Source organism: Arcticibacterium sp. (assembly GCF_055134445.1).
In genome coordinates, this window is the sequence record NZ_JBSRVI010000126.1 from 1 (window position 1) to 23,110 (window position 23,110).

Here is a 23,110-nt window from a genome sequence, read left to right on the forward strand (position 1 = left end):
GTTATTGTTACAGTATTATTAGCATTTATGCTCTTAAAGTCTTGCATGTAAGGCATTAGAACATCTGTAGATTGCGAGAAACTAATTTGAGACAGGAGTAATAAACTAAGTAGAAAGGAAATGTTTACCTTATTCATAAATCTAGTTTTTTTATATTTTATTTATTAATTGAATTTGCCCCTGCTGAAGCAATTAGATGGTCTTGTTCAATGGTTCCGCCACTTACACCAATGGCTCCAATTATTTTTCCGTTTTCATTTTTTATTGGAACACCTCCCGGAAAAGTTATAAGACCGTTATTGGATAATTCAATATTATAAATAATACCTCCTGGTTGGGATAGTTTTCCTAAATCACCTGTATTAATGTCAAAGTATCGTGATGTTTTTGCCTTTTTTATGGCTATGTCTATACTCCCTAAATAAGAGTCATCCATTCTTATAAATGCTTTTAGGTTGGCCCCTGCATCCACTACAGCAATATTTACTAATACATTTGACTCTTCTGCTTTTTCTTTTGCAGCTAGTAATGCTTTTAATGCATTTTCGTGTGAAATATCCGTTGACACTTGAGCGAAAACGGCACTGCTATTTAAAAGGATTAATATAAGTATGTAGAATAGACTTTGTGTTCTTGTTTTCATCTCCGATTTACATTTTTAATGATGCAAATATCTTGAAGGCAGATGACTAAAAAGTTGAACAAGTTCAACAGAGAATAATTAATTCAAAGCTTTCTTTATCTTACTTAAAAACTCGTGGGTAATACCTAAGTAGCTCGCTATTTGTTTGTCTGTCAATTTTGAGGCGATGTGCGGATAACTTTCAATGAAAATATGGTATCGTTCTTTTGCCGTTTGGCAATGGTTACTTACTAAGCGGCGTTGCCATGCCACCAATGCTTTTTGAAACATTACCCTAAATAGTTTTTCTACTGTTGGGATGGTTTCGTAAAGTAAAAGTTTATCCATCCTGTTGATGATGAGTACCTTACTGTCTTCCAAAGCTTGAATATTAAGGTTGGAGGGCGTTTGATTCATAAAACTATCAATATCCATTAACCACCAATCACTTGCTGCAAAATATAATGTGTTTTCATTACCTTTTTCGTCGATAATGAACACCCTAAAACACCCTTCAACAACAAAGCCTTCGAACTTGGCTACATTGCCTTGTCTCAATAAAAAGTCTTTTTTCTGAAGTTTTCGAGGTTTAAAATAACTTGTAAAAAGGTCAATATCTTCTTCTTACATCTCCACAAGATTGTTGATGTTTTGTTTTAGTAAACTGTAGGACATTGTTTTTTATTAAGGTTTCGTCTACTAATCTCGTTTAAATGACTGATTTATTCTATTTTAAAACTTACTACGATTTTCAAATGCATAAAACGGGTTAAACTAAATTAAACGTATTGCCAACTTGATTTGTAAACAGTGGATGTTTATCTAAAAAACTAATCATGGCTTCCACGGCCTTAATTTTCAACTCCTGACGGTTTTTCCCTAAGTGATTTGGCACACCTTGGGATGTTACAAAAGCTACAGAATAATAGCTGTCTAGCTCAAGGTGTTTATCATTAAAATATATTTCCTGTATGCGATAGCCAGCAGGGTTTTCAATTCTAATATTTACGCTTAATCCAATACACCTTTTAACATAGCCGCCCATTTGTTTCATAGGGTCAGAGGAGAAAGTACGTTCAAAGTTTTCCTCTAACAGGTCTATAATTTCTTTGCCGCTTAGGTCAACGGTAGAAACGGGTGGATTCATCGGGATAATGTTATATAAGTCCATTTCAGAAATATTTCCCGCATCAATGGGAGCACCATAACGCCAACCGTTTGAAAAAGCAATTTGAGCATTGGATACAAACTTAACTGCAGACAACAACAAGTTATCCATTGAAGAATTTAAGGTATTATACCGGTGTAAAGTGGTGGAAGTGGCTCCTACAATATTTTTATTCATTTCAGCGTATGGTTGAAGAACATCTGAAACTAATGCGGCTATCTCTTTATCAGGCACTAGGCTTGGTACGACTTTAATTAATTCATATTCATGACTTTTGATTGATTTATCTTTAATGTCTAGTTTGAGATGCCCTAGGAATGAACCATGACAGCCGCATTGAATCAGAATAGTATTATTGACCATAGAAGGTTCATACAGTCGGTTATGCGTATGGGCACTTAAACAAACGTCTACACCACTCACTTTTTCTAACATAGACATGTCTTGCGGATAACCATTGTGTGAGAGTACCATAATTAAGTTTGACCCTTCATCCCTGAGTTGAGTTATGTAGGAAGGTAGCTCTTCAATGCCATTGGTAAATTTTAACCCTTTGCTAAAATGCTTCGGCATGGTCTTATCCACTATATCAGAACATATACCGATGATACCAATTTTCAAGTCTTCAATTTCAATTTTAAGAAAGGGTTGAAAAAAAAGACTACCATCGTCCTTATAGACGTTGAAACCCAGCATGGGATAGTTAAGTTGGGAAAGCAATTTTTTTAGTTGCTCCGGACCATATCCAAAGTCCCAATGACCTACCACAGCATTAAATTGAAGTTTATTAAGTATTGGGATTAATGCTTGCCCTTTTGAAGTGACTATTGGTAAAGTGCCATGAAAGGTGTCGCCTCCGTCAAATAATAAGGTGTTTTTATTGTTTTCTCTAATGCCATTTAAAAGCGTGGCAATCCGTGCATATCCTCCTACCGATTCTATAATTTCTTCGTTGCTATTATAAAACAATTCTGAATGCAAATCTAAATAACCATGCACGTCGTTGAGATATACTAAATCTATTTTCATAAAATAATAGTTATAGCGTGATATTACTTATTTAGCTGATTATTAAGGGCGTTTTATTACCCAAACCTACGGGGAGGTGGGTTCATTATGTAATGTTATGAGCTTTTATTTTTACTGAATATTTTTATAATACGATGATATACAATTTCCATTGTATTCCAATAATATCTATCAAAATTACGTGGTATTCACAAATCAAATAACAACGGTGTCGATGTCTTTGTGGTATTTAGCAATACGCTGATAGATAGGGGTTAATCTATTGTGTTCATGCAAGTAAATGGAGGGGTAGCTCTCCTACATTAAACACCGAACCATCGTTTACTTGTTCATGGATCGTATCCGGTAGTGTTAAAATCCAAAATCCATGATACAAAGGTCAAAGAAGTTATGATTTTGGTGATAAATACTATTCAGAGGATTATTTTTATGGTTTTGCTCTTCCTAAAAATCTTTCTTTCCCGTTTAAAAAATTTATGGCTCTCTGCACATTCTTTACCACGCTTTCCTCTGTTTTTAAACGAGAAATATACCGTATTATCTCTTGTTGCTTAGAGGTGGACAAATGTTCAAAAACTATTTCAGCTTCCGGACTTTCTGCCAAGGCAGTCACCAATAATGGATGAGGCTCCATGCTTCTATCTTTAGGATCGAATTGAATACTTAGATGAATTATCTCACCGATTCTTTGAGGGGAATTTTTGAGCATGACCATATTGATATATAGACGCCAATCACCTTTATATTTTACCAAGGTTTGGAGATAAGGTTTCTGATTGACTTCGCCTTTAACAGGAATGTGGCCTTTGGTCATTCCAGATTGTTTGAATATTATTTTTAAGACGTCCTCGGGCACAAATACAAACGGATTAATGCCAATAAGCTCTATTTTAGCTTTGAACTCATGCATTATTGGACAAATGTTTTCAGTGTATTTAGTTTTTGCATACCCGACAGCCTAGTTATGAATGATTTTCCTCTTATTTTCGTCATCCCAGACCAGAGAATTATAGGAACAAAATCATTTTCAGTGCTTTGAATCATCCGTTTTACGGAAGCAATGATGCCGCATTGGTCTACTTTTATCGTTCTTGGAAGTCACCACTTTTAATCTTACTCAGTTATTCTTTTTTGTCTAGAATAGTCACGCTAGCGGTACCCATGAATCTGTTTTTGGTAACTCTTAAATCTTTATGAAGCACCTTTTCTAGAAGTGCAATGTTGCTATTTTCACCGCCTCATACGAAGTGGTAATGGCTTGTTTATATGATCGATTTCTGTCATTTAAATGCTGCCATTAACAAGATTTTCTCGGATTTTAGCATTACTCACTTGGAGTTCCAGCTTAAGGATACTATTTAAGACATGGAATGTATGCCAAACATATTCCCTTCGGTATCTTTCGCTAGAACCATAGCCCCGTATTCCCCAATAGATATTTTTGATTTAAAAATACTTCCACCTGCTTTAACTACTCGGGCTTCTTCTATGGCACAATCCTCACTCATGAAATAAACAATTATACTATTGTTACCGGACGGAAAACCTTCCATTTTTACCAATGAGCCAGAAGCTCGATTTTCTGATTTCATATCCATCGGAAAAGCAAACATTTCTGAGCCATCATCAGTGGGATTGGGCAGTTCGGTTAATGTGGTCTCGAGCACCTGCTCGTAAAACTTTTTTGCCCTTTGCATGTCATTCACATAAATTTCGAACCAAACGACTGGATTTTGATTTTTCATAGTTTTATTTTTTGGTTATCTTATTATTTCACTGTTGAATTAGCATTTTACGAGATTAAAATGTGTTAAGAAAACAACGATTTACCCTCAAATTTCTTAAGCATAAACCCCCTTCTAGTACTTTAAAATCTTTCTCATGAGATATTATGCCGCTCTGGCTGTCGACCAATATCCAATCGTTAGTCATCATTTTTGTATTTCAGATCTTATTAGAAATTACGGCATGATTAAAATTTTGCTCCATAGCTTGAACATATTTTATCCATTGAGCGTCAGTCATATTCCATAATTTTAGTATTCTAAATTAGCGAATTATTTTTCAATCTTCTTTAGCTCTTTCAGAAATGCAGTAGGAAGAAATATTTTCCACAAAGTTCTCTTCATTAAACTGGTAGACATCACAAGCCGAAATGAAATTGATTCTTTTTCCTTCTTTTATAAACGCTGCAGAGCCTGTGACGACCACGCTATTCTTGTCGACAATGACAGCCTCAGTCACAAAATTAGTATCAACAGAACTGAAGTATTGTGATGTTTTTTCGCAAGCGGATATCACACCGGTTTTTCCTTTTATCTCTGATTCACCGATGATTTTCCAAACGATATTTTTAGATAAAAAGTCAAAAGTGTCTTCGAATTTCCCATTTGAGAATAATTGAGCGATCTCTTGCTGAGATAATGCATTCTTTGTCATAGATAAATGTTAATACTTATCAATCTTCTAATTTGGTTCACGGTCGGCATAGGTAATACTCGTCACCAAACATTTTTTCACCTCCTAGAAGCTAGTGTTCTTATCAAAAATATGGAAATCTCTCATAAAGACCAATAGGCTATTTTAAGTTGCTCCAAATTTTAGTAACATACGTCTGGATAGCCTTAAAACAGTTGCGTAGCTTTTTTTTTGAGACTTACGGTCATTAGAAGTTTGCTTATAAAGGACTGCTCTAGCTAAAAATTGCATGAGCCTATAGAGCTTGAAGGAATTCAGGTAGGGAAGCTTAGTTTTACTACAGCTTTTGAAGGTCAGAAATGTTAAGCAGGTAAGCTTCGTTTGCTTTTTGAATCTCCACTAAATTGTCATCAGATACAGGAATTTTATATTTTTTGAGCTTAGCCACCAGTTCCAAGAAACTTTCTCTCTCTACTTGAGAAAGGACTAGGGCTATCAGTTTTTGATTCTGAAAGGTATTATCAATCCTTATTTGCCCAATCACAAACTGGCTTAGTTTAGGATGATGCTTCACTTTTTCTAACTTTTTAAGAGCGGCCTTTTGGGTGTAATAATCTAGTTCCGTATAATTGGCAATGATATAATCCTGTACTGGTTTTGATTCAAAAAGTGGTTCTGGAATTTTTTCAAAAGCATTTTTGCTAAAATAGCCTTTGCTTTCTGTCATTAAACCCAAAATAGCCTCGATATTCTCTTGATAAGATTTAAAGTCTAAATGATTGATTAGAAAGTAATTATTCGTTTGACTCCTTTGGTTTATAATTTTGGTAATAAGCTCCTTGTTTAAAGCCAAACTCGTATTGTTTTTTATGGAGTCCACCACAGCACCATTGGCAATATGCCAGAGCGTATAACAAGTATAAAGTGCCCCTTCTATCACTTCTTTTTTGACCGTTTCTTTGGTAGCTCCTGAGTAGCCATCCAGTTTCGGTTGGTCAGACTTTACTACCAATTCTTCGGCAGGGATTTTAACGAAATTAAGGTCTTGGTTTTTTAAAATGCCTTGAAGCCTTTGATAGTCTTTCGGAGAAAATGGAATGTGATCTAACTTGGTTAAAGGTTCGCTGGAGAGAATCTCAAAATCCATGAATTCACCAATAAGGTTCCAATTGAAAATGAGGTTGACATCATAGCAGACCCTATCTTCACAGACAGGGGATACAATGTTTGCTCTATATTTATCTAATAGCCCTTGTTCGTCTTTTAAAGCTATAACCTTGAAATGGCCGCCATTTTCCATGTTGACCTCAAAATCTACTCTTTTTTGATGGTCATACATCAAAAAAGAAAGACAGAAGAAGATGGAAAAAATCAGTCTCATTAGTTTTGGGTTTCCATCAGTGTACCGCCTTTGTTATAATCTTGAGTATCCGGAATATTTGGGTTTCCAACACCTTTTATCATCAAAGCTTCTAGTTGGTCAAAATGCTTCTGATATAAGCCTCTAGGATTCGTGTTTTCTTTTATACAAACGGATGCCGCCATACCAAGAACCTCGCCCATCATGCCACCTGTTCTCATTAAACGAACCGTTCCTAAAGCCACATGCGATACGCTGATGTCTCTACCAGCCATCATGAGGTTATTGATGTTTTTCGAATACAAGCATCGGAAAGGAATAGGGTAGGGGTAAATTTTGATGTGCTTAGCAATGGATTTAAAAGCGGCTCCAGGGAATAATTTTGAATTCTCAGGGTCTGGATAATGTAAATCAATGGTCCATGAGGTAGGTGCGGTGCCATCTGGGTACACACGGCGTTCCGTCAAATCTTGTTCTATCAACACATAATCTCCTTTTAATCGTGCCGACTCTCGTTTACCAGCAATATAGGCTACCCAGCGGATGCTTTCATTCTGGAATTTGTCTTTGTTGACAGATTTGTTTTTAAGATAAGACCAGTTAGAATATACTGCCAACATGCCGTAATCTCTAATTTGCTCAAAGTCTAAGGTCATATCAAGACCCATTCCTGTTTCCCATTCCCAGTCACCTTTCGTAATTTCTTCAGATTTTGCTTCGTCCCATTCCATTCCCCACTTAATCTCAGGAAAAGTTACGGCATGGTCTTTCTTTTCTGAAAACCACTGCACAGACGCACCCATGGTCAGGTTGTCGCCTACTTCGGGTGCGGTAGGTTCATTATAAACTGATTTGCTTTCTCTGCCTGTCATAAATTCTGCTCCTGCCAAAAGGCCAATGGTGCCATCTCCTGTACAATCAGCAAAAAGCGGTGCTTTGAAAATTACTTTCTCACCTGTTTCAATATTGGTTGCAAATACTCTTTTGATAGTACCGTTTTCGGTTTCTACTTTATTAGCATGATGATTTAAGAAAAGTGAAATGTTGGGCTCGTTTAAAACCGCGTTTAGTTTTTTGTCATCTTCATAGTAGTTTTTGGGTTGGGCATTTCCACCCTCATCTGGACCAATTTCGTTAACCAAATTCCCTAAAGCAGGGTAGGGCTCTAGGTTTATTCTACCTCCTAAATGCACACGAACTTCTGAGCTATTATTGCCACCAAGTAGAGGTCTGTTTTGAATTAAGGCTACTTTAACTCCATTTCTTGCGGCTGATATAGCAGCACAAGTACCCGCCATTCCGCCACCCACCACTACGAAATCAAATTCTCCTGCATCTCGTGGATTGCTGTCAAACCCGAAGTAATTATTTCTGAAAGTACTTAGTTTCTTTACGTCTTCAATAGGTTTGAACTGAGGGTCATTTGTGAAAATGATGGCGTCGCAGCGACCGTTAAAACCTGTTAAGTCTTTCAGTGAAAGTGTTATCTCCTGATTAGATATACTTACTTCTCCTCCATCCGTCCATGCCCAGTTGGCATGTTCATTACCATAAATTTTAGCCAAAGGTTTGCCATCAATAGCTAACTGAAACTGCCCTGCCGCATCGGCTTGTGACCATTGAGAAGACCAGTTTCTAGTGCGTACATATACATGGTAAGTTCCTTTTTTAGGAAAGGTAACTTTGGTAGAAGCATCTGCTACGGGTATGCCCATGCCATGAGCCATAAGAAATGAAGAGCCCATGACATCCATAAATTGTTGGTCAATAACCCAACCACCTTTGTTGTGAAAGCTTTCGGTTTCAATGAATAGCGTGGTATGTTTTTGTGCGTCTGCAAAAAATGGACAGAACAGTAAAAGAAATAGTATTTTTCTCATTCTTGGGTTGAATTTTTGAGTCAATTTGGCGAAACTTTTATTGACATGTGATACAAAAATATTAAAATGTGGCATTTGATTTTCATTAAGGAAAATTGGTCAACTGTTTTTATGAAAAATGTATTTCATGGATTGGGATTATTTCTGTTTGTATGCATATCCCAAAACCACCCTTAAAATATAATCATCACAGGTGACGTAGAGTGTTTTCTCGTCATGAGACAAAACACAATTAGAGGTCTTTTTTCCTGTATAAATAGTACCTAGATGTTTTCCAGAAGGGTCAATTATCAAAACTCCATCTGGCCCAGCAAGAAAAATAATTCCTTCTTTGTTTATGTCCAAGCCGTCTGGTTGTTGCTTACTTAGACTTTCATCCACTAATTTTTTAGCATCAAAAAACAGCTTCCCTTTCATGGGAAAGCTTCCTTTTTCTAAGTCATAAACCATAAACTGTGCATTGGCCGAATTGGCCACATAGAGCTTACTTTCATCTGGTGAAAGCCCAAGGCCGTTAGGTCTACTCAAGTTTTCAACAAGGAGATCCACTGTTCCGTCTACGTTTAATCTATAAACACCAAAGAAATCTAAATCTGGCTTTATATCAGGATCCATGCCGTAAGGAGGGTCAGTAAAATAGATATTTCCTTTTTTGTCTACTATCAAATCATTTGGGCTATTTAGACGCTTCCCTCGGTAATTATCTATCAAAGTCTGAAAAACTGGAACAGGAAAGTCGTAGGAACTGGCCAGACGAGCAATTTCCCTATCGCCATCTCTACAAATAAGTAGCTGACCATTATTATCTACAGCAAGCCCATTACTGCCTGTACCTTTTTTTGAGCCTGTATAGCCAGACTTTTCTAGAAACAATTCTATGCCTTTGCTTTCTGTCCATTTATAAATGACATTTCTTGGTACGTCTGAAAACAATAAAGCTTGCTTTTCTTCTACCCAAACGGGTCCTTCTATCCAGGAGAACCCTTCGCCTAAAACTTCTGTTTTGGTATGGGCAGGTACAGTTTTATAAAAACTAGGGTCAAAAACCTTAAGCTCTCCAAAAGTCCGATAAGCCCTTAGTGAATCTAAAATTTCACTATACTGCTTTTTGATTTTTAGCTTGTCTGAGGAAAGGTTGGCAAGTTTGTTTTGCTCCAATTCATCATTTTCTATATCATAAAATCGGTCGTCATCATAAAGCTTATAGCGTTTGCCTTTTACAAATCTGGACGGCATAATGCTTTCTTTGTCCCATCCGGGTCTTGGATTATGGTCTATTAGAACCCAGTCTCTTCTGTTAGTATCTTTCTTCTTATTTAAAACTTCAGGCCAAAAACTACTGCCGTCTGTGTAGAAATCTTTTGGCATATTTCTGCCAATGACATCAAAAATGCTTGGGATGAAATCACTCGGAGCCACCATTTGCTCAGACGTTTGACTTTGAATTTTTCCTGGCCAGTTAAGAATTAAAGGTACTCTAGTGCCATTGTCAATCATTTCTCCTTTAGCTCCTTGTACGGCTTTTGCCCCTTTCATAGAAATAATACTTTGATGAGTACCATTATCTGTATAAAATACGAGCAATGTGTTGTCTCTAATGCCTAGGTCTTCTAATTGTGTTATGATTTTGCCTACCAGCTTATCGGCGTATTCCACCATGTCGCCAAAGTTTGCTTTATCTTCTAAAAGTCTTTTGCTGGCATTATCCCATGTTTTACTATCTGGCGTTATATTAAATGGGGGATGCGTGAGGGCCATAGGGTAATAAACAAAGAATGGCTGATCCACATTCTTTTCCATAAAGTCATTGATGAAATTGACGAATAGGTCTGGTCCGTATTGATTGTGCGTGTCTTGTAAAAAGCGGCCATCGCTATAAATCATAGGGTCGGCATATCGGCTTCCTTTGTCTTCTGTATGTGCGGTGTGATACATGGCGTATTCGTCAAAACCCGCTTGCTCTATGGTCATGCCTTTACCTCTTCTTAGGTCTGAGCCAGGAAATCCTGGAGGATCGTAACTCTGCAATTGCCATTTTCCTGCTATACAAGTTTTGTAGCCTTGCTCTTGCATTAGATGGCCAATCGTCTTTTCATCAGGGTCTAAAATTCCGAATGCCTGCCAATTTCTAAAATTGTATTTACCCGTCATTAAGCTCACTCTGGTGGGTGTGCACAAAGGGTAGGCATAGGCATGGTTAAAAAGTGCCCCTTCAGAAGCTATTTTGTCTAAAACCGGAGTTCTGTAAGAGGTCCCTCCATATGCTCCTAAGGCTTCTTTCCCTAGATCGTCAGCCATGATTAAGACAATGTTTGGCATTTTATCAACGGTGGGCTCCTGTGCAAAACCTAAAAAGGATGAGCAGCTCAGAAGGGAAATGAAAATCAAGCTGCAAAAGGTGCCAGCTTTGTTAATGCAATTCATTAGTTTCTTTTTCATAGGGTTTTAGTTTCTTTCAATGGGTACAAAGGCTCTTGTTTGTTAAATATAAAATATTACAGCTATAGCTCTAAGTTAAACACGCTCAAAGGTCGTTTAAATGAATTTGAGTTGATCAATCTTGCATCGGGCCTAGAAATGGCTACTTTTCATTCCTAAGTTTAGCATTTTCAGTTGCAACCCTTTCCAATTGCTTACTGCTTAATCCTTGTCTGTAAAATACATCAGGTTTATGATTTACACGGTGCTCTTTCATCTGCTCATCATGTAAATCTTGACTCAAATCACAATCGAATCTTACTAAGACAGCATGGAGGTTTTCTTTACCACCTTGGTTTATAAAGTGAGCCAAACCCCAAGTAATGCCACGTCCATCTTTGGTGTCTGTAAAAGCATCTGGAATATAGGGTGCTGCTGCATAGGGCATGAGTTCGGTAATGGCAGCTATGTTAAAGTTTACCCCGTCTTTAGCGTATTGAATGGTATTATGTTCGTTACCATCTTTATAAACCAATGCTGCAATACCTTCTTTGAAAGGAAATAAAGATGTTTCATGACCGGAGGTAATTACTGGATTTAGAGCATTTTTGGTAAATGGTCCTAAGGGATTATCTGATGTGGCTAAACCCTGCATTCTTACCCAATTCGGGTTTCTGTCAAAATCAGATTTATAATACAGATATATTTTGCCATTATGCACTAACGGGTAGGGGTCGTGTATGGAGAAATGGTCCCATTCATTTTCAGCACCGTTAGGTATTACTATTTTATTATATGCAGTCCATGGTCCATCTGGGGAGTCGGCATAAGAAACAGCCACTGGGCAGTCGTCTCCTCGTTTTCCGCTGGCTTCCATAAATCCTTGATAATATAAATAATACTTTCCTTTCCATTCCAAAATGTCTGGTGTGGTTACAGAACGCCATCCTACCAGTGGTTTTTCTGGTCTTTTTACGGCAACTCCCTCTTCTTTCCATGTAAAGCCATCTGTGGATGTGGCGAACCAAATTTCTGCCAAATCCCAGTCAGAAGAAGGAATGATATCACTTGATTTTTCGGCACCTTGAGGTGGTACGAGTGTGCTTCTGTGTGTGTACCAAACATAGTATTTACCGTTGGCAAAAATCACTTTGGAAGGATCTCTGCGAGTAATGGTTCCGTCTTCATTGTGGTAGTCAAGGCCTTTAATTTCGGTGTATTTGAATTGACTAAAGAGTTCGTTGTCTTCTGGTTTTGGTGCGGGATAATTGTCGTAAATACGATCCATGGCAGCACTCATTTCTCTGTTGGGCTTTTCTTTAGGTAGTATGTACGGAAACCCACCTTGGCCTAGTGCTTTAGTTATTTTGAAAGTCACTATTACACTTCCTATCATGAAGACGAGTGCTATTCTTTTCATCTTTATTCGTCAATAGAATTAGAAAATAATCCGGTTTAGTTTTTTAAAATAAGGGGTCAATCTCGTTCTAAAATTGACCCCTTATTTCTTATTTCAAATCCACTTTAATGGTGGTAGCATGCGAAAGTGGCAAATTGACTGGTTTTGTAATGATTAAACCTTCAGCGGTTTGCTTCCATTTTACTTTGCTTTTTACGCCTAGAATCTCCACAGCGGTAATTTTTCTATCTAAAAGTGAAGAGCCTTTGGCCAAAGACACAATTTTGATGTCGGATTTTGGCTGTGCCAAACAGAACACATATATGCTGTTTTCTTTTGAAGTAAATCGAAAGTCATCTTGTGTAAAAGGAATATTGTTGACATCACTGATTCCTTCATGAAGGCCTTTTGCTGCTTTTTTCGTCATTGCAGGCCCCTCACCAAATACTTTCCAAGGGCGTGAGCCATAGATTCCTTCACCGTTGATATTGGTCCATTCTGCTATTTCTTCTAAAATATTTAAAACGTCTGGCTCCAAATCTCCTTCTGGAGTTTGAACTACATTCAGCAGTAGATTTCCGTTTTTACTTACAATGTCAACTAACATTTGCACCACGTCTTTGCCTGACTTATAGGCTTGCCCAGTTTTATAAAACCAATCACCTATTGAAGTGTCGGTTTGCCATGGATAGGGGCTAATGCCTTCGGCTTTTCCTCTTTCAATGTCTTTTACCTACATTGGGTTGGGGTCACCATGTTTGCAGTTATACACAGCTTCAAGTTTTCCGTTGTTATGGGCTATGTTTCCATTGTAAAAATTGGCTAACATTTCCCTTCCTATTTGCCCAAAAGGTAATTCGCTATCAGAATACAGTAAATCAGGGTGATACATGTCTACTACTTCATTAATGCTCGCAAGCCAATTTTGTTGATTTGCAAGATTGTTTGTCAACCAATCTTTGTCCGTAGAGTCTGTCTTTGGGTGATACAAATCTTGGAATTCTGGATTGGCTCCATCGTATGGTACACCGGCATAAGGGCCGTCTCTATCAGCTCCATGACTTGGCTGATACCAAGTATAACTGGCTCCTAAGTGTTCTGAAATGCCAAAACGCAAGCCTTCTTTTTTTGCTGCGGCCTGAAATAAACCTACTATGTCTTTTTTAGGGCCCATTTCTACGGAATTCCATCGATGTATTTTAGAATCCCAAAGAAAGAAGTTGTCGTGGTGGGTTCCCATACTCACAAAGTATTTAGCTCCCACTCTTTTGTATAATTTCATTAACGCTTCAGGGTCGAAGCGTTCTGCTTTCCAAAGCGGAATGATATCTTTAAAACCAAATTCTGAAGGATGACCGTATCGTTTTTGGTGCAATGAATAGACTCTTTCGGGAGTGTCTAAATAAGTATCTTTCTTTCTATTATGAATTCTGTTTTGATACATTTTTCTGGCATACCAGTCGCCTTCTCGTGGTACAGCCTGTGGTCCCCAGTGTGCCCAAATACCAAATTTGGCGTCTTTAAACCATTCAGGGAACTGGTAGTTTTTTTCAAAGGACTCTAGTATAGGCTCAAATTTCTCTTGAGCCATTAATGAACTCACTAATGTGAGACAAAATGCCAATGCAATTAATTTATTTTTCATTTTTAAGGTTGGGTATTAATAAATTCAGTTAAAATTCTTTGACCAAATCAATGTCTTTAGCTACATCCTCACTTATTTTCTTCCAATCCATGAGGTTAGTTCGAGCCATCATTTGAGGTTTATAATTAGAGGAACTTAGCTCTGCATATAGGTTCCAATATCCTAGTGCTGCAGTAGCTTCTTTTATGGCTTTAGTTTTGTTTTTTTCTGTTTTTTGAATGGCATATACAGCCAAATATGTAGCGGATTTTATCTTTTCAGCATAATATTTCCCTAAAAGTGCCATAGAGGATAAGTCATCTAAAAGCACTTTCTCTTCTGTTGTTTTGGCCTTAAGTTTAAGAAAAGCTACACTTTTTAGGGTAGCATCAGCCCAGTTGTGTAAATCAGCTGCAACTGAAAAAGGAGTCTTGCCAATGTTTTTTTCGCTTTTGGCGTATTCCATTGGGCTTTGGATGTTTTGCCCAAGCATGGTAGGATTATTCATAAAGTCTATAACCGTCCTAAACGATGCGGTATCGGCTTTTCCTAATCCAGATTCAGCACTAAACATAAAGTCCCAATCTCGCCAATGAAACACGTTTACCAATGGTATTATTTTAGAAGCGGTTTTCCATGTTTCATACAGTTCAGTTGATGGTAGATTAGCATGTCTTTTGGCTATTTTACTTTTAAAAAAGGTATCGCTTAGTTCGTTATCATAACCTAGCCTTCCCCAAAGCATGAAATTGTACCAATGCTTATTGATTTCAAGTTCTCCACTCAGTTCTTCATGCTTGCTAATAAACTCTTTGCCCCAAACATATCCATCGGAGCCGACATAATAACCGGTTGTATTCTCAGGTGGAAAGTTTTTAATGAATTGTCTCACGTACTCTGGGTTTCCCCACCTAAAGACAAAAATGTCATCGTTTCGTAAATTCCACCAAGACTTTAGGCCGTACTTTTTCATTTGCTCCACATGCTCGTCTGCAAATGGAATGTCTGGAGATGAAAAAAGTCGTGCTTTGGCATATTTGAAACTGACATCGAAATTATCGGGATATTGGTCCCAATATTTCATAATCAAATCCATATTGGAATTCCATACGCGATGAATAAAATTCACTTTCCGCTCTGGTTGCATTTTTTTAGCATCCAAAATGCCTTCACCATAAGTTTCCCAAAGCCAGCGTTCACGGTTCCAGCCCAAAGTGTCTTGATTCATGTGTTCACCAGCAGTTACGCCTATTCCTTTAAGTAATGGATAGGTTAGTAAAAACTCTTTTACTGCGTCTCTCTGATAATCAATACCCGCTTGGTTATTTATTTGATGGCTAATACCATGTTTACCTAGTGGCTCGTCCCAGAGTTTGATATTATAAGTTCTGTAAAAAGGCTTTACTGCTTTGGCTACACTGTTTGGGCAAATATTCCAAGTGATAAAATAGACATCTATTCCTCGGTCATTCGCGTATTGCATGAGTTTTTGCCAAAAGGCAATCTTATCATCAATGCTTATTTTTTTGACCAGTTTTAAATTTTCTAAAACATTACTGCTGACGAGTTGCGGCTCAGCCCATTCATTTTCAATACCAATTGGTTTTAAGGTGGTTACAAAGACATCGTCCAGGGCTACATCAGGATATTTTTCTGATTTAATCATTGAAGGAAATGGGTGCGGATTCCAAAATGTAATCACGTTGTAGCGGTTGATAGCCATTTTGTCGAGGTATTCAGACCAAAAATTCCAATTCCACATTTCAAGAATGTTATTTTGAGCCGCATCACCCGTATCGTCATAACTTGGGGTTCGGGCGTCTAAAGGAATATTGAATTTTACGCCACGTTGTTTTTGGAAAGGTTTTCCCTCAGCTGGACTTAGTTTTTGATAAAGCTCTAATTGCTCAGCAGCTTCTAGTCCGCCATATAGGAGTCCACGAGCGTCACCACCAAATATCTTTACATTTTTGTTATCGACAGCGATTTTGTAAGCCTGCTCTATGAGGTTTTCACTGTCCAAAATATATTCGAATTGATATCCCAATGACTTGTTGTAAATAGCTATTTGACTATTGGCAAAAGCCACTTGTGGTAGGTCATTTTGAGCTATGCTAGCAAATGTGGTAAAGAGCAGAAGACCAATGATGTACTTTTTTACGCTATTTTTAGATTCGTTTATTTTCATTCTTGTCTAGTTTATACTTAATGCTTTATAGTTTGAGTGCAGATGTAATAAGGGAGTCATTTAGTTCGACCGCTGATGCGAACCCATTCCCTGATCAAAGTAGACATCGGGCTTATGCCAAACGCCAGTATTCTTAAAAAATGGATCATTATCATCAAGACTTAAATCACAATCAAATCTTGCTATAATGGAGTGTTGTTTGCCAGGTTCCCCTGCGTTTATGAAATGACATAAGCCCCATGTGACTCCTCGCCCATCCTTTGTATTGGTGAAAGCATCGGGAGTAAAAGGGGCAGCTGCTGTAGGTGTAAGTGACAGAACTGATGCGATTTTAAAGTTTACGCCATCTTCGGAGTATTGCATGGTTTCTCTTTCATTGCCATCTTTTATGGCAAGTGCAGCAACGCCGCCTTTGAACGGGAAATAGGTGGTCTCATGACCCGAAGTTAAAACAGGGTTTAAGGGATGCTTTATAAATGGTCCCAGCGGATTGTCAGCTGTAACCAAACCATGTGCAACGGCATATTTGTCTCGAAGTTTAGGCCATTTATTATATGCTGCTTTATAGTACATGTAAATCTTGTCGTTGTAAACGATAGGTTGAGGATCATGTGTGGCATCTTGATCCCATTCCCCTTTTTTTCCGAACGGAATTATTTCGTCTCCGCCATGAATCCAGGGACCATCTGGAGAGTCGGCATAAGAAACAGAAACTGGACACCAATCACCTTTGAGGCCGCTTGGTTCATTAAATGCTTGGTAATAGAGATAATATTTGCCTTTCCAAACTAGCACATCTGGTGTTGCAACGGATCTCCATCCTGATTTTGGTTTGGCTGGTCGAGGAATAGCCATTCCTTTTTCTTCCCAAGTGATGCCATCTACACTTGTTGCATACCAAATCTCACATAAATCCCAATCGGTAGATGGTATTTCATCGGTGGCCTCGTTAACGCTATTTACGCCTATTGGAGGTACTTTAGTATCTCTTTTGGTGTAATAGATATAATACTTACCATCCACTAATATTGGTCTAGAAGGATCTCGTCGGGAAATAGTACCATCGCCATTATGATAATCTAGACCCTTCAGTTTGGTGTACTTAAATTGTGAAAATAATTCATTGTCATGTACTCGTGTGGCCGGATAATCAAACATCCGCTCGGTGGCAGCACTCATAGCGAATGTTGGCTTTTCTTCAGGCATTTTGTGAGGAAAAACTTGTTGTATTTCAGTCGTTGTATTTTCTTCAGTGGTACAAGCAAATTGTGCCAATAAGAAAATATATAAAACTAGTTTTGGTGTCAATTTCATAAGTTCAGGGTGTTGAAGATTAGGTTTTTACTTTAGGATTATGAAAGGTTGAATTCACTTCTTTTTTTTAATAAAAATCCCAAAAGCTGTATTGTTCACCTTCTCTAATGGTCTTATAATCACCTAGTTTTTTTGCTTCTGTTTGCATCTCGTTTTGTAGCGTTTTAACTAAGCTTAGATTTTCTTCCATAAATGCGAGGTTGTTAACTTCCCAGGGGTCGTTCTTGATATTGTACAATTGTGTTACGCGTGATCCTCGTACTACTTCGCCGTTTTCCTTGTCCAAGTGTTTCGCATTTACATATTCTATTAATTTGTAGTCCCCTTTGCGATAAGCTCTTGAAACTGTTTGTAAGCAAAGTATTGGTGCTCTCTATTTTCTTGTTTGGGGTTGTTAATTATGGGCAAAAGGCTTTTGCCTGAAACAGAATTTGGAGTGCTTATTTTTAGTAAATCACAGATGGTTGGGTAGATGTCAAAGTTATAAGCCAGGGCATTTGTTTTTATTCCTTTTTGCTTAATTGCACCACCTGAAAATATCAATGGAATGTGAATTCCGTCTTCGTTATATAGGTTTTGTTTTCCCATCAATCCGTGGTTTCCTACGGCCAATCCGCTGTCTCCTGCGAAAACAATAATCGTGTTTTCGTACTTCCCTGACGCTTTTAATGCGGTAACTACCCTAGCTATTTGGTCGTCTAGATGCGTGGTAATGGCATAATAGTCAGCGAGTTGTTGCTTCGCGATAGCTTCAGTTCTAGGCCAAGGAGCAAGTGCTTCGTCTCTTAAAATCATGTCACCATTATCGAAAGGATGAACGGATAGATAGGAGGGCGTTAGCTGCATTTTATCTATAGGATATAGGTCTCTGTATTTTTGAGGTGCCTGTCTTGGGTCATGTGGTGCATGGAAGGCTAGATACATGAAGAAGGGGGCGTCTTTGTTATATTCTTTCAAAAACTTAGCGGCTTCCGTCGCAAATACTTCGGAAGTATGTGGTCCTTCATCTTCATTAGCAATTGGTCCTTTTTTCATGGCCTTGTCAAAAGGCACTTTCGTAATGTTTTTCAATTTGTCATATTTGAGCAAAAAAGCATTTTCGGGTTCTAGTTGCGAAGGGTCTCTATCAAACTCCCACAGTGGCATTCTGAAATGATCAACCAGATAAAGTCCTATTCCCATTATTTTAGAACCACTGTTAAATGAGCGAACCAATGATTCTTTGTCTTGATGCCATTTGCCTATGATATGCGAATAGTATCCTTCCTTTCTTAAGGTTTCTCCTAATGTTTTATGCTCTTCGGGAATTGAAAATCCTTGTCCCTGAAGTTCAAATAAATTTCTACCTGTATGTAACATGGCACGGCTGGGTGCACAGGTCGCTCCGTGAAAAGCACCCATGAGGTAGGCATTAGAAAACGAAACACCATTTTCTACAAGCTCATCCAAAGCAGGTGTTTTAACATCTTGTCCTCCAAGAGCATGAACACCGGTATAGCGGTTGTCGTCAGTGTAAATTACTATGACATTAGGCTTTTGAGTGTAAGCACTTAATGAAATGCCCAATAGAACGATGAATTGTAATATGTTTAATGTTTTTTTCATGGCTATTTATTTTCTGAGAATGGTGGTTTCTTTAATGAATTCCTGATTGCTTTGTGATTCATGGAAAGTGCCGCTTTTTACATCGTCCAGCACAATTGGGTATCTTTGGTCATCGCTTTTGGTTTCAATATAAAACCCATTTATACGAAGGTTTTTAACGTGACGGGCATAAATTCCAAAGGCTGGCAAAGTGCCAATCAGCGTAAATTCTGGCCACCAGTTGCCCAATACTTCAGGTGTAAATTCATTAATATTTGTTTTGGAAGCATCGGCTTTCGAGCCGCCTCCTGCCACTGTCATTTGTATGTTGTTCAGCACGATGTCGCCAATGTCATGTCCTGGCATTCCGGTTATGATGATGCCCGAATTTTTGTCTAATTCACTGTTGTCTATGATGAAATTATTGAAGTTGAAGTGGTGCATGGCCTTCATAGGAAAAAGCTCCATTGGGGATTCTACACCTGCTCTTTGTTGGCAAAAAGTCATAAAAATAGGTCGCGGGACATTTTTCATAATGAGGTTAGAAAAGATCATATTTTTCATTTCTCCGCCTTCGTTCATCTGTATTTTTAGACCAGAGTCATCTATGTCATGAAAAGTGCAATTGCTCACCGTCACAGATTCAAAATCGCCTCTTGAAGACAATCCGATACGCAAGCCCGCCCATTTACTGGTAAAAGTGCAATTGGTCACTACGATATCTTTACATGGTTTGTCGGCACGCGAAGTTTGTAAACAAATGGAGTCGTCGCTGGTGTCAAAAGAGCTGTTTGAAACCCGCACATTGGTGCAACCGTCAAAATCGAGTCCATCACCATTATTATTTACCCTACTTTTTATGTGTATTCCAGAAACCGAAATATTATTACAAAACAACCAAGCGGAGGTCCATGAGGCGGGATTGATAATGGTTAAATCACGAATTTGAATATTTTCACAATTAAGAAACCGAATGAGCATCGGACGCCCAATTTTATTGGTGAAGTTTTTGACATAGCCGTTTCCGTCAATGGTGCCATTTCCTTCTAGTCTGAAATTTTTGACATTCTCTGCAAAAATCAGACAGCGATCCATGTGTGGTTCATTTTTATATCTGTTTTTGTGGGTGTCTGTGGTGTAGTCGTTTATGTCTGGGCTGCCCAAAAGTGTAGCACCGTTTTCTATGCTAAGTGTTACAAAGTCCTTCAGATAAATGGTTCCAATCATCACCGTTTTTCCAGAAGGAATCAGTACTGTTCCGCCCCCTGCTTGAGTGCATGCGTCTATGGCAGCTTGCACGGCTTTGGTGTCTTTGTTTATGCCATTGGCTTTTGCCCCAAAGTCCATGACATTGAAATCTTTAGCGTTAGCTCCCAAGAAAGTTAAAGTGAAAAGAATAAGTAGGCCCCTAAGTTTGAAGTATTTCATCATTTATTGTTTTGTGCCTTTTGAAGTTCTGCTTGTAATTTTTTCTCTTCTTTTATGACGTTTTCAGCATGAGGGTCAAACCACTGTGGCGGTATGTTTTGAGCATCCCAAACCTTATAGTCACTTTCTAGATTGGCAATGATGGCAGCGTTGGTGTCAGAAATATCTTGCTTTTCCCATGGGTCTGTACTTAAATCGAAAAGCATTGTTTTTTCTTTATAGGCACTTTTATAAAGTTTGTAGTTGCCTTTTCTTACGGCATATTCAAAACCACCAACCGACCTCCAGAACAGTTCATCATGTGGTTTAGACGGGGTTTTGTATTTCAAAAAAGGCATCAGATTTACACCGTCTAGCTGCTTTTCTTGCTTGGCATTTCCTCCTGCGGCATTTAAGAATGTTGGGAATAAGTCTAATGAACTGACGATTTCAGGGTAGGTCTGATTTCCAGAAAGTTCTTTGGGGTAAGTGATGAAAAAAGGAACCTTAATTCCGCCTTCGAATAACATTCCCTTATGGCCACGGTATGGTCGGTTATCGGCATGTTCTATTCTGCCGCCATTATCGCTTAAAAAAACGATGATGGTATTCTCTTTCTGCCCATTGGCTATCAGGGTCGAATCTATTCTTCCCACTCCGGCATCCACCGCATTTACCATAGCAGCATAAATGTTTCTGCCAGCGTATTCTATGTGTTTTGTGTTTTCTAAATATTGATATGTGACATGGTCTGGGGCATGTGGAGCATTATACGCTAGATATATAAAGAATGGTTTTTGAGGCTCTTCTTTCATAAAGGAAATGGCCTCTTTTGTAAAATCATCTGTCAGATAAGTGAGTTCTTTTTCTGGTACAGGAATTCCATTTCTGTAGATGGTTTGTAGTGGGTCTTTCGCAATTCCCCAATAGTTCATTCCACCACCAGGGAAACCAAACCAATGGTCAAATCCTTGAGCCGTGGGATGGAGGTCTGGATGGTCTCCTAAATGCCATTTACCTATAGCAGCTGTTCTATATCCTAAAGGTTTAAGTGCCTCTGGTATCATTTCTTCAGAAAGGGGCGTACCTACAGTGGCATCGTTTTCTTGCTGGTATGGCATGTTACAATCGTGTCCAAAACGAGCCTGATATCTTCCTGTTAAAAGCCCAGCTCTAGAAGGGCTACAGTAGGGGTGAGAAACATAGCCATTGCTGAAAATTACACCCTGTTTAGCGAGCCTGTCTAAGTTTGGCGTTGGTATGTCTGTACAGCCATTGAATCCAACATCCGCCCAGCCTTGGTCGTCTGTTAAAATCACAATAATGTTTGGTTTGATTTTCTCTTTCTGTGCCATAATATTAGTAGCTAATAGATGAAGAAAAAGAAATGTTAAGAGACTTAACTTGTTCATGGCTAATGTTATGATTTGCTTTATTTTTTGAGAGTTTTAATAACTCTTCAAAGGTAGACAGTGGAAAAAGCAATCATATTTTAAAATCTAGCAAAACATAATACTATATTATCTCCAAATAGTTTTATTCGGAGAGTGCCTTCTTTTGGATGCGAAGTTGTTATGGTAGATTGTCGGATATTGGCAGAAAAGGAGCTCTCTAGCTTAATTTTAATGGTGGAAAGCTATAGTGGTAGTTAGAAACTTCTTCTGAGCAATAATTGAACTGTTCAGTCCTATTTATGAAAGCACTCGCTTTTTTAGGTAAATAATGATGATGGGTGAATTGCTTAATAGTTTAAAGCCGTCGTTTTCCACGTGTATTAATGAGAAGCTTTACGGAATTCGCCAGGACTTATTCCTTTCCATTTTTTGAAAGTTCTGTTGAAATATGGAATGTCTTCAAAACCTGATTCAAAGGCAATTTCACCAATACGTTTATTGGTACGAAGCAGTAATTGGGCTGCAGCTTTTAATCTGTAGTCTAAAATGATTTCAACCAGGGTTTTTCCTGTTATTTTTTTGAAGTACCTACAAAATGAGGTGGGGCTCAGCATGGCTATTTCAGCTATTTCGTCAAGGCTTATATTTTCTCTGAAATGGGTGATGATATGCGAGAAAACTTCTTGAAACCTATGCTGATCTTTGTTTTCGCTATCTATATGATAAAGCAAATTTGATTTTTCACTTTCTGAGAGTTCCAGGAGGATTTCCAAAAGCTTCAAAAACTGTCCTGCTGGTTTTAAGCTGGTTAATTGATCTAAATACTTTTCATAAGAAATGTTTTTAAAAGTCAGGCCTTGCTTAGAACTGTTTAGGAGTTGTTTTATACCATCAAATTCAGGAAGTCCTATCCATGAATTTTCTAGAATATCGGGATGAAATTGAATTACAAATGCTTTTACCGCTTCACCTTCGGGGAGTTCACGGTTTATCCAACAATGAGGAAGATTTGGGCCAAGGAGTATGAGTTCGCCCGCTTGAAATTCTTCTATTTGTGAGCCGACATAGCGTAAACCATCCCCTTTAATAATGTAGGTTAATTCATATTCAGGATGATAATGGAAAGGGGAATCAAAGGCAGGAAGCTCAAAAAGTCTGTACGTCACAGAATGACGAACTCCAGGGTTGATATGTTCATAAACTGCCTTCATTTGACTTCTATTTGCTAATGAAATGATATATATGACAATATAGGACAATTAATTGGAAAGAAGTGACAAATATTAAAAGCGGAATTTTGAGAAT

At 38.1% G+C, this 23,110-nt stretch carries 18 protein-coding genes and 1 pseudogene; all 19 read right to left on the reverse strand.

Annotated elements, in window-relative coordinates:
- Positions 1 to 157 precede the first annotated feature (157 nt).
- The 19 genes and pseudogenes from ACTBZY_RS16240 to ACTBZY_RS16330 all read right to left on the reverse strand — a co-directional run bounded on the left by ACTBZY_RS16240 (position 158) and on the right by ACTBZY_RS16330 (position 23,016).
- Positions 158 to 643, reverse strand: coding sequence for a GlcG/HbpS family heme-binding protein (locus ACTBZY_RS16240; protein WP_463047399.1), 486 nt, complete (start codon positions 641 to 643; stop codon positions 158 to 160).
- Positions 644 to 721: 78 nt separating this feature from the next.
- Complete coding sequence (locus ACTBZY_RS16245) at positions 722 to 1,237, reverse strand: Crp/Fnr family transcriptional regulator (protein WP_463047430.1); 516 nt, start codon at positions 1,235 to 1,237, stop codon at positions 722 to 724.
- A gap of 154 nt (positions 1,238 to 1,391) precedes the next feature.
- A complete protein-coding gene (locus tag ACTBZY_RS16250; protein ID WP_463047400.1) occupies positions 1,392 to 2,819 on the reverse strand; it encodes a bifunctional metallophosphatase/5'-nucleotidase in 1,428 nt (475 codons plus the stop codon).
- A 427-nt stretch (positions 2,820 to 3,246) separates the two neighbouring features.
- The gene (locus ACTBZY_RS16255; protein ID WP_463047401.1) at positions 3,247 to 3,729 is read right to left on the reverse strand and encodes a YdeI/OmpD-associated family protein; all 483 of its coding nucleotides are present in this window, start codon (positions 3,727 to 3,729) and stop codon (positions 3,247 to 3,249) included.
- Between the two features lie 448 nt (positions 3,730 to 4,177).
- Positions 4,178 to 4,564, reverse strand: coding sequence for a VOC family protein (locus tag ACTBZY_RS16260; protein ID WP_463047402.1), 387 nt, complete (start codon positions 4,562 to 4,564; stop codon positions 4,178 to 4,180).
- Positions 4,565 to 4,883: 319 nt separating this feature from the next.
- Positions 4,884 to 5,258 (reverse strand): nuclear transport factor 2 family protein, encoded by a 375-nt coding sequence (locus ACTBZY_RS16265; protein ID WP_463047403.1) that lies wholly within the window; start codon positions 5,256 to 5,258, stop codon positions 4,884 to 4,886.
- 316 nt (positions 5,259 to 5,574) lie between these two features.
- Entirely contained in the window at positions 5,575 to 6,618 is a 1,044-nt protein-coding gene (locus ACTBZY_RS16270) for a hypothetical protein (protein WP_463047404.1), read from the reverse strand.
- Positions 6,618 to 8,477 (reverse strand): FAD-dependent oxidoreductase, encoded by a 1,860-nt coding sequence (locus ACTBZY_RS16275; protein WP_463047405.1) that lies wholly within the window; start codon positions 8,475 to 8,477, stop codon positions 6,618 to 6,620. Before ACTBZY_RS16275 ends, ACTBZY_RS16270 begins: the two co-directional genes overlap by 1 nt.
- A gap of 138 nt (positions 8,478 to 8,615) precedes the next feature.
- Entirely contained in the window at positions 8,616 to 10,916 is a 2,301-nt protein-coding gene (locus ACTBZY_RS16280; RefSeq protein WP_463047406.1) for a sulfatase-like hydrolase/transferase, read from the reverse strand.
- A 142-nt stretch (positions 10,917 to 11,058) separates the two neighbouring features.
- Positions 11,059 to 12,315, reverse strand: a complete 1,257-nt coding sequence (locus ACTBZY_RS16285) for a glycoside hydrolase family 117 protein (protein ID WP_463047407.1) — start codon at positions 12,313 to 12,315, stop codon at positions 11,059 to 11,061.
- Positions 12,316 to 12,403: 88 nt separating this feature from the next.
- Positions 12,404 to 12,721 (reverse strand): alpha-L-fucosidase C-terminal domain-containing protein, encoded by a 318-nt coding sequence (locus tag ACTBZY_RS16290; protein ID WP_463047431.1) that lies wholly within the window; start codon positions 12,719 to 12,721, stop codon positions 12,404 to 12,406.
- Between the two features lie 60 nt (positions 12,722 to 12,781).
- Positions 12,782 to 13,939 (reverse strand): annotated as a pseudogene (locus tag ACTBZY_RS16295) (alpha-L-fucosidase); the annotation flags it as partial.
- Between the two features lie 28 nt (positions 13,940 to 13,967).
- The gene (locus tag ACTBZY_RS16300) at positions 13,968 to 16,106 is read right to left on the reverse strand and encodes a hypothetical protein (RefSeq protein ID WP_463047408.1); all 2,139 of its coding nucleotides are present in this window, start codon (positions 16,104 to 16,106) and stop codon (positions 13,968 to 13,970) included.
- Between the two features lie 60 nt (positions 16,107 to 16,166).
- Positions 16,167 to 17,420 carry a glycoside hydrolase family 117 protein gene (locus tag ACTBZY_RS16305; RefSeq protein ID WP_463047409.1) on the reverse strand — a complete coding sequence of 418 codons (1,254 nt, stop codon included), beginning with the start codon at positions 17,418 to 17,420 and terminating at the stop codon, positions 16,167 to 16,169.
- 67 nt (positions 17,421 to 17,487) lie between these two features.
- The gene (locus tag ACTBZY_RS16310) at positions 17,488 to 17,610 is read right to left on the reverse strand and encodes a hypothetical protein (protein ID WP_463047410.1); all 123 of its coding nucleotides are present in this window, start codon (positions 17,608 to 17,610) and stop codon (positions 17,488 to 17,490) included.
- A gap of 119 nt (positions 17,611 to 17,729) precedes the next feature.
- The gene (locus tag ACTBZY_RS16315; protein ID WP_463047411.1) at positions 17,730 to 19,025 is read right to left on the reverse strand and encodes a sulfatase-like hydrolase/transferase; all 1,296 of its coding nucleotides are present in this window, start codon (positions 19,023 to 19,025) and stop codon (positions 17,730 to 17,732) included.
- Between the two features lie 6 nt (positions 19,026 to 19,031).
- Complete coding sequence (locus tag ACTBZY_RS16320; protein WP_463047412.1) at positions 19,032 to 20,435, reverse strand: glycoside hydrolase family 28 protein; 1,404 nt, start codon at positions 20,433 to 20,435, stop codon at positions 19,032 to 19,034.
- Positions 20,432 to 21,823, reverse strand: coding sequence for a sulfatase-like hydrolase/transferase (locus tag ACTBZY_RS16325; protein ID WP_463047413.1), 1,392 nt, complete (start codon positions 21,821 to 21,823; stop codon positions 20,432 to 20,434). Before ACTBZY_RS16325 ends, ACTBZY_RS16320 begins: the two co-directional genes overlap by 4 nt.
- A 362-nt stretch (positions 21,824 to 22,185) precedes the next feature.
- Positions 22,186 to 23,016: an AraC family transcriptional regulator gene (locus tag ACTBZY_RS16330; protein WP_463047414.1), complete on the reverse strand. Its 831-nt coding sequence runs from the start codon at positions 23,014 to 23,016 to the stop codon at positions 22,186 to 22,188.
- Positions 23,017 to 23,110 lie beyond the last annotated feature (94 nt).

Excerpts from the sequence above, each read along its gene's own strand:
- ACTBZY_RS16290 (WP_463047431.1), bottom strand. The coding sequence starts at position 12,721 with ATGACGAAAAAAGCAGCAAAAGGCCTTCATGAAGGAATCAGTGATGTC.
- ACTBZY_RS16315 (WP_463047411.1), bottom strand. The coding sequence starts at position 19,025 with ATGAAAAAAACATTAAACATATTACAATTCATCGTTCTATTGGGCATT.
- ACTBZY_RS16275 (WP_463047405.1), bottom strand. The coding sequence starts at position 8,477 with ATGAGAAAAATACTATTTCTTTTACTGTTCTGTCCATTTTTTGCAGAC.
- ACTBZY_RS16320 (WP_463047412.1), bottom strand. The coding sequence starts at position 20,435 with ATGATGAAATACTTCAAACTTAGGGGCCTACTTATTCTTTTCACTTTA.
- ACTBZY_RS16255 (WP_463047401.1), bottom strand. The coding sequence starts at position 3,729 with ATGCATGAGTTCAAAGCTAAAATAGAGCTTATTGGCATTAATCCGTTT.
- ACTBZY_RS16310 (WP_463047410.1), bottom strand. The coding sequence starts at position 17,610 with ATGGAAGAAAATCTAAGCTTAGTTAAAACGCTACAAAACGAGATGCAA.
- ACTBZY_RS16240 (WP_463047399.1), bottom strand. The coding sequence starts at position 643 with ATGAAAACAAGAACACAAAGTCTATTCTACATACTTATATTAATCCTT.
- ACTBZY_RS16270 (WP_463047404.1), bottom strand. The coding sequence starts at position 6,618 with ATGAGACTGATTTTTTCCATCTTCTTCTGTCTTTCTTTTTTGATGTAT.
- ACTBZY_RS16285 (WP_463047407.1), bottom strand. The coding sequence starts at position 12,315 with ATGAAAAGAATAGCACTCGTCTTCATGATAGGAAGTGTAATAGTGACT.
- ACTBZY_RS16265 (WP_463047403.1), bottom strand. The coding sequence starts at position 5,258 with ATGACAAAGAATGCATTATCTCAGCAAGAGATCGCTCAATTATTCTCA.
- ACTBZY_RS16280 (WP_463047406.1), bottom strand. The coding sequence starts at position 10,916 with ATGAAAAAGAAACTAATGAATTGCATTAACAAAGCTGGCACCTTTTGC.
- ACTBZY_RS16300 (WP_463047408.1), bottom strand. The coding sequence starts at position 16,106 with ATGAAAATAAACGAATCTAAAAATAGCGTAAAAAAGTACATCATTGGT.
- ACTBZY_RS16330 (WP_463047414.1), bottom strand. The coding sequence starts at position 23,016 with ATGAAGGCAGTTTATGAACATATCAACCCTGGAGTTCGTCATTCTGTG.
- ACTBZY_RS16325 (WP_463047413.1), bottom strand. The coding sequence starts at position 21,823 with ATGAACAAGTTAAGTCTCTTAACATTTCTTTTTCTTCATCTATTAGCT.
- ACTBZY_RS16250 (WP_463047400.1), bottom strand. The coding sequence starts at position 2,819 with ATGAAAATAGATTTAGTATATCTCAACGACGTGCATGGTTATTTAGAT.
- ACTBZY_RS16305 (WP_463047409.1), bottom strand. The coding sequence starts at position 17,420 with ATGAAATTGACACCAAAACTAGTTTTATATATTTTCTTATTGGCACAA.
- ACTBZY_RS16260 (WP_463047402.1), bottom strand. The coding sequence starts at position 4,564 with ATGAAAAATCAAAATCCAGTCGTTTGGTTCGAAATTTATGTGAATGAC.